Source organism: Cognatishimia activa (assembly GCF_001458335.1).
GTDB classification, from domain to species: domain Bacteria; phylum Pseudomonadota; class Alphaproteobacteria; order Rhodobacterales; family Rhodobacteraceae; genus Cognatishimia; species Cognatishimia activa.
Genome location: NZ_CYTO01000024.1, coordinates 101,991 through 113,742, shown reverse-complemented (window position 1 = coordinate 113,742; position 11,752 = coordinate 101,991). Strand labels below are relative to the sequence as shown.

Sequence of the window (11,752 nt, the reverse complement as noted above, 5' to 3'; positions counted from 1 at the left end):
CTGCCATTTTTTGGCGTCTTTATGCTCGGTTTATTGTGCCAAATATGCTAACTCAAGACCAAGCATCTATTGCAAAGCACAATAAACAAACGATCGAGCGGCGCTGTGACACAATCCCCAAAGATTGGGTATTTGATACCCGAATTTCCGGGCCAGACCCACATTTTCTTTTGGCGCGAAATTTTGGCCCTTGAGCGGATGGGCATCGAGGTCGTGTTGTTTAGCACACGGCGGCCGCCTCCCGGTTTGATTTCCCATAAATGGTCTGTCGAGGCCATTGCGCGGACAGAGTATCTTGGCGTTGTGGACGGCGCTGCAGCGGCGCGCACAGCCTTGTCGGTTTCGCCAACTGTCTACGCCAAAGATGTCCTGCGCGAAGGCAAGACATTGGGCAAGGATTTGGCGGTAACAACCGGCGCCGCGCAGCTGTTAAAGAAATCCTGTGCACAACACGGTGTGTCCCATGTCCACGTACATTCCTGTGGTCGCGCTGCACTTGTCGCGATGCTGGCAAATCGCATGGGCGGCCCGTCATACAGTGTCACGTTGCACGGACCGATGTCGGACTACGGTGTTGGTCAAAAGCTAAAATGGCGGCACGCGAAATTTGCAACTGTGATCACTGAGAAGCTCAACGCTTTGTTGCCCGAACAATTAGGCGATGATCTTCCGGAAAAGGTCTTCATCCAACCCATGGGCGTAGATGTCAGCGTGTTAAGCCGCGATGGGGTTCCTTACATGCCCTATCACTCAGGTGGTCCGCTGCAGTTATTCTCTTGTGGCCGTTTGAACATCGTTAAGGGCCATCAGGACTTGATCGACGCGGTGAAACAGTTGCGAGATCAGGGCATCGATGCACGTCTCAATATCGCCGGAGAGGATGATGACGGCGGCCATGGCTATCGGCGCGTTCTTGAAGAAAAGATCGCCGATCTCGACATCGGGACGTCAGTCAAACTGCTTGGTGCGATCAGCGCAGAGGATGTCAGACGCCACCTTCTAGAAGCGCATATCTTTGCGCTCGCCTCTTGGCATGAACCGCTTGGTGTCGCCTATATGGAGGCTATGGCGTGTGAGGTGCCCACAATTGGAACAGACGCAGGTGGTGTGCCGGAGTTAATCCGCCATGGGGTGGACGGCGTCATGACAAAGCCGAAATCCCCCACGGACCTTGCGGCGGCAATCCAACTTCTCTCCAATAATGCAGAGGACGCAATGCGGCTTGGCAAAGCTGGGCGCGCACGGGTTTTGGACCGGTTTGACTGTAAAAAAGGTGCCGAGCTTATCGCGCGAGAGTCACTGGATTTGACGATTTCAAAACAGATCTGACGTGGCGATGATCACATCTGGCAATTGAGAGAATTCAATCGTTTCAACGCTATAAAGATGCACCTCGCTTTTCTCTGAACGCGCAATCACACGCGCGTTTTTCTGAGAGAAACGAAAGTCCTCCAAGAATCCTTCAAGAACGACGTGATCGTTGCCGTCCCCCCCGTGGATATGGTCTTTGCCAATTCCCGGCGCGAAGTCGTCGTCCCCCGCCAAACCCATCAATACGTCGGCGTAAACACTTCCTTGAATTTTGTCGGAGCCTGCGCTGCCTTCGGCGAACACACCTTGAGCAAAGACATCAGCGCCGCGATCATCCTGCCATGCGGGGCCAGCCGCATTGTAGGCCGCCAGAAAATCGGCTCTTGGGTTCTCGTCACCTAGGTGGCGCAAAGCCCCCCAGCTGCCCCATTGGCTTGGACGGCCAACGTCAACAAACGCATTGAACACTTGTCCGCCGACCGCATCCCAACCTGCAAGCAAGGTTCGATAAATATCGGCCATTTCTGGGGAGTAATTATACGCCAGCAAAAAGTCGGTAATGGTTTGGTTGTTGGTCCATTCCCCCAAACCCACGACATGGGTGCCACCCTCATACATCATCAAATCAAACCCATTTTTCTGAGCTGTATCTGCTTGATAACGCCAATTGGTTTCGATCAACTCTTTCAGGCTGTGTTCGCGTAGATGTGCCGTCATTTTGGCGAACGCCCCTTGGTACCCTACACCGGCTTCCTGACTCTCCGCAATCCAAGCGAGGACCTGCTCTCCCATACCGTCCTCATCGAAGGGATAGCCGAAATACCCCGTCACCGCGTAAGCGTCAAAGAGGTCGCCGGGGCGCTGAGATCCGCGCTCAACTGCCATTGGCGCATCAAGCATGCCCTGTTCAAGACCCGGCCAATCCGTGTGGGTCGCAATCACGCGCTTGAGCCGATGCATATCCCCGCCAAATGCGTCGCCGATGATCTGCATGACCTGAGCCGCACGAAACCCGTAGAACTGCATCCACGCATCACCTGATGCGTTATCACCCCACAGCGCCTCTGCTTGTGCCGCGGCCCAATGGGATTGGGGCGTAATGAAATTCCACACTTCGTTTGAATACTCGACATGGGCAACAAGTCCCGGTCGCAATCTGTCATGAACCATTTCAGCAAAACTGCGCACGTAGTCGTCATCAGCCATGTGGGGCACGTTGATCCAGGGATCTGCCCCCACTTGGTTCACCAGATCAAGGATGACCTCTAGCGGCACTCCTTTGCTGGCATATGTATAGTCGCCCACCTGCGCCCGATCAGCCCATGTTTCTACCGGAGAGCTATTGGTGATCATCCAATCCATAAACCGCAAAAGACGCGCGTCTTGGATGGCGGTTAGCCACTCTGGGTTAAAGACCACACCCGCTTCGAACAGTGGGATCTGATCCTCCCGCACCACTGCGACATTGCGGATGTAATCCCCGGTGCCCTCTGGATCCGTTTCGCTGATGGCTAAGCCAAGCAACCCATCGCCCGGCGCAAACCGGAACCAGATTTCACCCTCATCATACCGCAGCGCCCGCGCGCGCCCCACAATCGCAACCTCACCCTGCCCCTCATAGGTCATGCGATAAACGCCAGCATGCTGAACCGCCTCCTCTGGAAAGTCGGTCATCATGTAGGTTTCGAGTTTTGTCACTTCATCCGGGATCTTTTTGGGCCACCCGTTTTCATCCAGATAGCCACCGTCACGCAATTCCGGCTCTCCCCAACCACCAAATTGCCCCGGCAAGTGCCCGACCCATTGCCGCGCAGACTTCATGACATCCACAAAAGGCATTTGCGTGCTCCAGTCCGCAATGCCATTCAGGCCATACCCAAGCGCAGGAACGCCGATTTGTGCTTTTGCAGTCTTTAACGGCTCAATTGCAGGCGTCGTCGCAGTTGTTTCAGGTTCGACTCGCTCGTGAATTTGCGCCTTTTGCTCGGGCTGTTCTGGCATTTCCTCACGGATAATGCGGACAAAATCATCGAAATTGGGGCCAATCAGCGGATGCACATCTGTTGGCACCTGATCCGCATTCGGCATTTCTCCGAACAAAGCAAAATAGGTTGGGATAGATGCCAGGAAGTAAAGCGACGCTGTGCCATGGGGCGCGTCATCAGAATATAAATCCGTAACCGGGATATCTTCCATTCCGGTTTCCTGAAACGCCCGCGACAGGATCCGAGCCACAGGCAATAGGACCACGTCTTGTTCAGGAAGCGCAGCCTGCACTTGTGCTACAAAATCAACATGCCAATCGTGAAACTCGGCGATGTTGTAATCGTGGTAGCGTCGCAAACGCCGCTTGTTTGGCGGAAAACTGCGCAGATAAGGCGCCATCTCAGCCCAACCTTCGTAGAGTATGACTCGCTTTCCTTGGCCTATTTGCGCCAAGAGCGCGACGGTCGCCGAAAGTGGGGACGACCCATCCGGATTATCTCCGTCATAAGGCCGGTCCGCCGATTGGTACTGAATGAAATTGGCGGAATTCAGCAGGAAGGTATCATAGCCGACATCCTCAAAGTTTCGGTAGCTACGGGTCCACGCAGACTCCACCGATGAAAATCCCCAATTCGCAGTGGGCGGCAACTCCTTATGAAAATTCCGCAAAAAGCCAAATTGTCCATCCAATGCAAAAGGTTGGCCATTGTTCTTCGCAAGAACGCCAAGCCAGTATGGCACTGTTGTTTTTTCGCTATCAGAGACGTGATTGATCAGGCTATTGCCAAAAACATACACTTTCTCGCCAAGCATTCCTTCTTGCGCCCAAACGGCATGCGTCACACTTGCGCTGAGAACAACAGGCATCACAACACGGCGCGCGATAAGGCCGCTCCAACGGCGCAGCTTTGACCGACAGACCCCTGCCCGGAGGATCCGATTACAAATTTGACCTAACAATTTTGCCTCCTGAAACTCTTTCGCTGAAGTTAACGCGTTTTCCACACAATCCTATGATTTTCTTGATCAAAATTGCCGGGATCCGTATTATCTAGGCAAATTGGTCGATGCGCCAAAATAAATGACCATGAGGCAAGAGCATGCCCGATTATACTTTTGAAGTCTTCCGCTGGACCGGTACGTATTACAATGCAACGTACAATACGTCTTATGAAGCCACCTACAGTGATAACGACGCAAACGCTGGCGGCTCTAGCGACAGCGACGAGCAAGTTTCTATTGATGGCGGCGCGTTCAACGCGACCGGTGGTCAGCCGTATTCGATTCAAGTCAGTTTCACTGATGTTGATGGCAACTCTCACGTAGAAACCTTTAACTTCTTCTACACCGCTGACGGCGGTTGGTATTTTGCGCCGCTGCCTGACTCTGAATTCACCGTCGGGGCAACGCTTGGCTCCTACCAAAGCCACACGGTCGGTTGGGCTTATGACGATGTGGTTTGTTTTGCTTCGGGAACCATGATCGAAACCGACAATGGTCCGCGCTTGGTCGAAGATCTGGTCGCGGGTGACCTCCTGCTCACCCAAGATGGTGAAGCCAAAAAACTTGTGCTCAACATGGGCCGCCGTCTCGATGCCGAACAATTACAGGCCAATGACAAGCTCTACCCTGTCAGGATCTCTGCAGGCTCTTTGGGCGGCGGGCTGCCAAAACGTGACCTGCTCGTGTCTCGCCAACACCGCATGCTGGTGAGTTCAAAAATCGCCGAACGCATGTTTGGCAAAGCTGAGGTGTTTATCTCAGCGATCAAGCTAACCGATTTGCCCGGCATCTTTATTGACCACTCCGTAACATCGGTTTCTTACCACCACCTTCTGATGGAAAACCACGAGGTGATCTTTGCAGAAGGCGCGCCTGCGGAAAGCCTGCTGACCGGCGATGAAGCGATGAAAACGCTGGCGCCGGAGCAATTGGAAGAGCTGAAGATTCTTTTCCCAGAGCTGGCAGAGATGAACACCGCAACGCCAGCGACCTTGATTCCAAACTCCAAAAGTCAGAAGCGCTTGGTTGCGCGCCACGGTCAAAATCGGCAACCTTTACGCAACCTCCGCTGATCGCCGCGCAATAAAATTACTCTGTGCATTTGTTACTTGCAGTGCACCAAAACCCATTGTTTACCCTGCGTCCGTGGGAGAAATTTTGGGAGGCTATAATGGCCCTGAGCGACGATATTCGCACTTATTTTGATGGCACTTGGCAGGACGGTAACGTCGCGGTGATCCGCGCGGCCGACCATGTGGCATGGCTTGGGTCACAGGTGTTTGACGGCGCGCGTAAGTTTCAAGGTGTGATGCCAGACCTAAAAGGACATTGTCATCGTTTGGTGCGCTCTGCTGAGGCGATGGGGATGATCCCGAATGTCACCGGAGACGAGATTCTTGAAATCGTCAAAGAAGGCGTCGCGACATACGCGGATGATGCCGAGCTTTATATTCGCCCCATGATGTGGGCCACAGAAAGCACGCCTGGCATCATCGACATCGACCCTGAAAGCACCGCTTTCTCGGTCTGCATTGAAACATTGCCAATGCCAAAGCCACAGGGTTTTTCTCTGACCGTGGCACCCTTCTGCCGCCCTCGCCAAGACATGGCGTTGACCGAGGCTAAGGCAGGTTCTCTTTACGCCAATAACGGCCGCATCATGGCTTGGGCTCGGGCGCGTGGGTTCTCCAACGCCTTGTCATTGGACATTGACGGCAACGTGGCCGAAACCGCATCGACCAACGTTTTTGCCATCAAAGATGGTGTGGTGTTCACACCCGTGCCAAACGGTTGTTTCCTCAATGGTCTGACGCGCCAACGCGTCATCGCGCTGTTGCGCGCCGACGGTGTTGAGGTGAATGAAGTGAAAATGACCGTGGCGGATTTTGAAACCGCGGATGAGATCTTCTGCACCGGAAACATTGCGAAAGTTATGCCTGTCGAACGGTTCCAAGACCGCATGCTCGGAACAGGCCCGATCACGCAACGAGCGCGTGACCTCTATTGGGACTTCGCACTTAGCGATTGATTATCGGTTGGCGCGTGCCAGCAAGAGCACCGCCAACAATCCAACCAAGACAATCAACACAGCACCTGGGCTTGCATCGCCCAGGTTTTCCAGACTCGCCTGATCATGGACGCGCGTCGCGAGCGTTTCGTAGTTGAAAGGACGCAGCAACATCGTTGCAGGCAATTCTTTTACGCAATCCACAAACACAAGCAGCAGCGCCGAACCTGTCGAGCCGCGAATAAGCGGGAAATAAATCTCTCGCAAGGTTTGTGCACGGGTTCGGCCCAATGACCGAGCGGCCATTTCAAGGCTCGGCGAAACGCGCCCCATGGCCGCGTCGGCAGCCCCCTGCCCGATCGCAAAGAAACGCACACAATACGCCAACACCAGCGCAAAGGCGGATCCAGTCAGCAATAGCGGAGCGCGTTCGTCCGTAAAGCTCTCAATGAATTCTGCGAGCCGGTGGTCCAGAAACGCGAGCGGGATCAGGATACCCACACCAAGTACCGCACCCGGCGCGGCGTATCCTATCGTCGTGACCGGCAAAAGCAGTCTTGGCAGTGACCGCCCAGACAGGCGCACGCCATAGACAAGGAACACGCCAGCCAGAACGGTGATCACAGCCGCCATTCCCCCGACCGTCAGAGTATTGGTCAGCGCGCGCAAAAGGCTTTCATCGCCCCAGCGTTCCGGGTTCTTGAAAGCGTGGCTCAGGATCACCGACAATGGCAACACAAAGCCAATTAGGAAGGGCAGAAGGCATGCCAGGCTCGCACCAACAGCAGGTAGGCCGCTCAACCGAACACGCTCCACGGGGCGGTGGCGGTTGGACAGGTTGAAGAAACGGATCTTGCGGCGACTGATTTTCTCCATCGTGACCAAGAAGATCACCAGAACCAAAATGACCGACGCAATCTGTGCAGCGCCGCCAACGTTATGACTTTCAAGCCAAACGTTGAAAATGCCTGTGGTCAGAGTCTGAACTGCAAAATAATCGACCGTACCGAAATCGTTCACGGTCTCCATCATCACAATGGCGGCTCCCGCGGCAATCGCCGGACGCGCCAAGGGTAGACCCACCCTCCAAAATCGCCCAAAGGCCCCAGCCCCGAGCGAACGCGCCACTTCTTCAGCAGAACCCGATTGCTCCCTGAATGCAGCCCGGGCGAGAATGTAGACATATGGAAAGAGCGAAGCCGACAGCACAATGATCGCCGCACCCATGGACCGTATTTCCGGGAACCAGTAATCCCGCGCAGTCTGCCAGCCGAAGATACTGCGCAAAGCGCCCTGAACTGGTCCAGCGTATTCAAGGAAATCCACCAAGGCATAAGCGCCAACATAGGCAGGGATCGCTAAGGGTAAGAGCAACAGCCATTCCAGCCAACGCGAGAGCGGGAATTGGTATCGCGCGATCAACCAAGCAGCACAGGTGCCAATCGTGGCAGCCAATGCACCCACCGAAATCATCAGCACAACGGTTGTCTGCAAATACCTTGGTAAGGTCGTTGCCATAAGATGTGGCCAAATGTTCTCGGTCGGGAACAAAGCCAACACCGCCACCGCCAAAATCGGTGTCAGAACAACCGCCGCAATAAAAATTGCCCCAAAGGACCAGGGATCAAACTTCAAAACGCCGCGTAGGCCGTGTTTTGTGGGTGCCGTTGTCTCACTCATAGCCTCCTGTTGCCTGAAACAGGTTTCGCTGTCCAGAAACGAAGCTATATTGGGCGCCAAAGTCGCAGAAAGAACAGATTATATGCAGGTCGCCTTACATTGCGGAGCCCCTTACACGGATGAGAACCGCCTACAGCTTTGCCTTGGCAAAAACCGAGAGCGACTGGCTGAAGTGGGAACCTTTGTATCTCGTCCATCCAGCTACCGAAAAAATCTGCGGCCCGTCCTTCAGCGGTTCAAAGAAGGCACTGGCGACGATGCGCTGCGCGAAGAGTTCCTGACGGCAGTCTGCGGGGATGTCACTCCGAACCGAGTTGTCTTTTCAACAGACACTTTTTTCGGCGTTCCCCGCGCCAGCGTGCGCGATGATCAGTTCTATCCTGGGTATCCCTTTCGGATGGACCATTTCCTAAAACTCTTTGATGGCGCGGAAGTGGAGCTGTTCTTTGCGATCTGCAATCCAGCGACCTACTTGCAAAGCCTCGCCAAAGGGCATCCGGGCGAAGACCCCATTGCCGTTATTGAAGAAAGCGACCCCATGCAGCTGCGATGGTCGGGTATGATCGCGCGCTACAGGAATTTATTTCCGCAGCTTCCCATTACGGTTTGGTGCAACGAAGACAGCCCGTTGATTTGGCAGGATATTGTCCGTTCAATCGCTGGGGTGGACGCCGATTTTGAACTCGCCGGTACCCATGATTTTTTGGCAGAGATCATGGAAGAGGAAGGTTACAAGCGTTTCCGAGAATATTTGACTCAACGTCCCGCCTTGACCCCAGCGCAGCAAAAGCGGGTGATCGCGGCCTTCTTGGAAAAATTCGCTAAAGACGAATTGTTGGAAGAAGATATCGACTTTCCGGGCTGGACCGACATGCATGTCGACACATTGACCGAACTGTATGACGAAGATGTCTATGAGATCGAGAAGATCCCCAACATTAAGCTATTAATGCCTTAAAACAAAAAACCCCGGTCAGACCGGGGCTTTGGCTGTGCTGTAAAGGATCAGAGCTTTAGCTCATACCCAGCGCTTCTTTGTACATTTCCAGAACAGCCTCTTCTTCGGCGATATCGTTCTGGTCACGCTTGCGCAGCGCGATAATCTTGCGCATCACCTTGACGTCATAGCCGCGCCCTTTGGCTTCGGCCATCACCTCTTTTTGGTGTTCCATAATGTCTTTCTTTTCCTGTTCCAAACGTTCGAAACGTTCGATGAACTGGCGCAATTCGTCCGCGGTGACGCGGTAGCTTGCCTCAACGGTGCTGTCGGACATGGTCTCTCCTGTCTTCTTCGTCGCGCACCCTAATCGCGTCCATTATCAGCCGCAAGCCACCAATCGGATCAGCCTTGCGAATAAGCGCTCAATCCGTTAGGCGATGCAACGATCTTGAGGGAGAGATGCATAATGGAATGGTTGATTTGGGTCGGCACCGCGATTTCGCTGGTGGGTCTCGCAGGTTTGATCCTGTCCATTATCCGTGTGGCACGTTTGAAAAAACAGCAGCTGGCTGACGAGGAACTGCGCGCAGCGGTTCAAAAAGTGATGCCTTTGAACCTTGGATCGCTTTTCCTCTCTGTCATTGGCCTTATGGTCGTGATGGTGGGTATTTCCTTCAGCTGACACCATCAGCTTCGGCGTTTAAAGCGTTGAAATTCATGCCATTTTTGATCATATCTATGAAATGGGAATTAGGTTGCTGATCTGATCGCCCGGCACTCAGTTGATACCGCAATCCCAGCAACCCGTGTTGGTCTGCACTGTGAAAAGGCCCCCCCGTTTGCGGCTTAAAGCCTAAGTGATCCACAGCGAGAATATCCAGTTCCGCAGGTTTGGACACAATACCTTCCGCCAACAACATGGCCCCAGTGTTTGCAAGAGATCCCAAACATCTCTCCACGATCACCTCATCACTCGCATTGACGCCCGCATCAGATCGGAGGGCGTCCAGTTCAAGTTTCGCCTCGGGATTTTGTCGTCCGATCATATCCTCTTCGTAGAGATAGAAACCGGCCTGACTGCTCAAGCCAACTTCTCCGGCTTTGGCAAGCGCGTATGTCAAAGGCAAATTCACCTGTAGCTTTTCTGGGCTCTGCGCCATGAGCAGCCGGATGCTATCAAGCCCGACTCGATCCGCGAGTTCGAAAGGCCCCTGCTGGACGCCAAACCCGCGCAATGCGCGATCAATCGTGTCAATCGCGCTACCGCCAATTGCGATCTGTTCCGCGGCTTCCAGCAACGAGAGAAAGAGAGCGGTTGTGGCAAGACCTGCGGTTTGGGAGACACTGACACCAAACAGCCTTAACCGTTCGAGCAAAGCCTGCGTCTGGACCAAGGCAACCGGGTTCAAGTCCCCGTCTGGCGTGCGGCTGATATGAAACTCACAAGATTGTCCGAGCATCGGATTGGGTAGCCAAATTGTAGCGGATTGGGCAACACGCCCAAAGGCCTCCGTCAGATCTAGTTCCTCAACCTGATCCGTGATTGACACAAACGATGCATGATCTGGCACGATCCCTGCCAGCGCGACGGCGCGACGCTCGCGTTCGTCGCCCCCATCGTCGGAGCAGTCGAGCACCATATCAACCGTAGCACAGTCCTCAAGTTGCTCAGACAGGGTTAATTGATCCGCAACCTGGCGCTCATATGTCTGGTTCAGCCCAAAAATCTCTGCTTCGCTTCTTGCGGCATCTAAAATATCAAAACGCACATCTTCTGCGGCTTCATCCTTTGAGTGAAACAAAGTCACATTGGCGCCGCACAAAAGCAGCCGTGCGGCTATGACAAACGCAGTTTCTGTCTGCCCCAGGACACCAATCCGCTCCAGTCCATCGCCAGAAAGCCCCGCATTCAGACTGGCCCGCTGTCTCAATCGCCTTTGACTCTCCAGATGTCTTTGGCCGCGCGACTCCGGGCGCGCCTCCGACGACTTAAATTGCTCTCTTTCGAACGCAAGCCCCGCGTGAAAGGGCAATAACAGCGCACATTCTACCGCTTTGATAATATCATGCGACACAGAGGGATCGGATGAGCGCGCTTCGCGCGCGGCAATCAGGTCCGTCTGAAAAGCCATAGGGTTCTCTAGCCCCTCACGGCGATCCGCCATAGCAACCCCTTCTAGATTCTCGGCGGCCATTGCTTGCGCAAATCTCAAAGCTCCGGATCTGAAATCCCCATTGATTTCTGCATCAACAACAGCACCCAAGCTATCAGGGGAGACAGTTATGCCGTCCAGCAATAAAGCGAGTGCAGGCGAGGCACCAAGCAAACGTGGCAAGGTCTGGGTTGCACCCGCTCCTGGTGGCAAAGACAAAGCGACTTCGGGAAACCCAAACTGCGCGGTCGGAGACGCGAGACGAAATGCACAGAGCAATGCGATTTCAAAGCCAGCACCAAACGCGTTTCCGCGAACTGCGGCGACCACCGGCTTTGGTGCATCTGCCAGTGAATCCACCAACTCGAATAGAGCGTTCTGAGCAGTTTCGTTGGAGATCTCGTCCAGCGCATACCCCACTGAAAAGCCTTGTCGGTTCCCAATCAATAATACAAGTCTCACCGCATCATCGGCGAAGGCTTCCTTGAGCGCGTCAGTAAGCGCGATACAGAAAGAGCGCGACAAACGATTGTCGCGCCCATCATCCATTTCAATCAGGCAGACCGAACCAATGGTCTTACATGTTACCAATTCCCGCAAAGTCCTGCCCACCAAAGTCCATTTCTAATGGCATAACCCTACAACGATAATAGGGGCATCTGGCAAGTGGTC

9 protein-coding genes are annotated in these 11,752 nt (G+C 54.0%); 5 read left to right on the top strand and 4 right to left on the bottom strand.

Going from position 1 to position 11,752, the window contains the following annotated elements; genetic code table 11:
- Nucleotides 1-105 precede the first annotated feature (105 nt).
- Nucleotides 106-1,329, top strand: a complete 1,224-nt coding sequence (gene epsE / locus TA5113_RS11775) for an exopolysaccharide biosynthesis GT4 family glycosyltransferase EpsE (protein WP_058313964.1) — start codon at nt 106-108, stop codon at nt 1,327-1,329.
- Here the strand turns inward: epsE and TA5113_RS11770 are convergent.
- The gene (locus TA5113_RS11770) at nt 1,315-4,257 is read right to left on the bottom strand and encodes a calcium-binding protein (protein ID WP_131726400.1); all 2,943 of its coding nucleotides are present in this window, start codon (nt 4,255-4,257) and stop codon (nt 1,315-1,317) included. The two genes, epsE and TA5113_RS11770, sit on opposite strands and share 15 nt — an antisense overlap.
- Before the next feature lie 140 nt (nt 4,258-4,397).
- Here TA5113_RS11770 and TA5113_RS11765 point away from each other — a divergent pair, with 140 nt between their 5' ends.
- Together TA5113_RS11765 and TA5113_RS11760 are read left to right on the top strand one after the other, a co-directional pair.
- The gene (locus TA5113_RS11765) at nt 4,398-5,372 is read left to right on the top strand and encodes a Hint domain-containing protein (RefSeq protein ID WP_058313962.1); all 975 of its coding nucleotides are present in this window, start codon (nt 4,398-4,400) and stop codon (nt 5,370-5,372) included.
- Nucleotides 5,373-5,470: 98 nt separating this feature from the next.
- Nucleotides 5,471-6,328, top strand: a complete 858-nt coding sequence (locus TA5113_RS11760; protein ID WP_058313961.1) for a branched-chain amino acid aminotransferase — start codon at nt 5,471-5,473, stop codon at nt 6,326-6,328.
- Here TA5113_RS11760 and TA5113_RS11755 read toward each other — a convergent pair whose 3' ends face one another.
- On the bottom strand, nt 6,329-7,987 hold the full coding sequence (locus TA5113_RS11755) for an ABC transporter permease (protein WP_058313960.1): 1,659 nt from the start codon (nt 7,985-7,987) through the stop codon (nt 6,329-6,331). It lies immediately after the preceding gene.
- An 82-nt stretch (nt 7,988-8,069) separates the two neighbouring features.
- Between TA5113_RS11755 and TA5113_RS11750 the strand changes: the two genes are divergently transcribed.
- Complete coding sequence (locus tag TA5113_RS11750) at nt 8,070-8,945, top strand: hypothetical protein (protein WP_058316721.1); 876 nt, start codon at nt 8,070-8,072, stop codon at nt 8,943-8,945.
- Between the two features lie 55 nt (nt 8,946-9,000).
- Here the strand turns inward: TA5113_RS11750 and TA5113_RS11745 are convergent, their stop codons facing one another.
- A complete protein-coding gene (locus tag TA5113_RS11745; protein ID WP_058313958.1) occupies nt 9,001-9,261 on the bottom strand; it encodes a DUF2312 domain-containing protein in 261 nt (86 codons plus the stop codon).
- A gap of 132 nt (nt 9,262-9,393) precedes the next feature.
- On the opposite strand from TA5113_RS11745, the gene TA5113_RS11740 reads away from it, so the two are divergent.
- Nucleotides 9,394-9,609, top strand: a complete 216-nt coding sequence (locus TA5113_RS11740; RefSeq protein WP_181949468.1) for a hypothetical protein — start codon at nt 9,394-9,396, stop codon at nt 9,607-9,609.
- On the opposite strand, the gene TA5113_RS11735 is transcribed toward TA5113_RS11740, so the two are convergent.
- Nucleotides 9,602-11,680 (bottom strand): enoyl-CoA hydratase-related protein, encoded by a 2,079-nt coding sequence (locus tag TA5113_RS11735; protein ID WP_131726399.1) that lies wholly within the window; start codon nt 11,678-11,680, stop codon nt 9,602-9,604. The two genes, TA5113_RS11740 and TA5113_RS11735, sit on opposite strands and share 8 nt — an antisense overlap.
- Between the last annotated feature and the right edge of the window lie 72 nt (nt 11,681-11,752).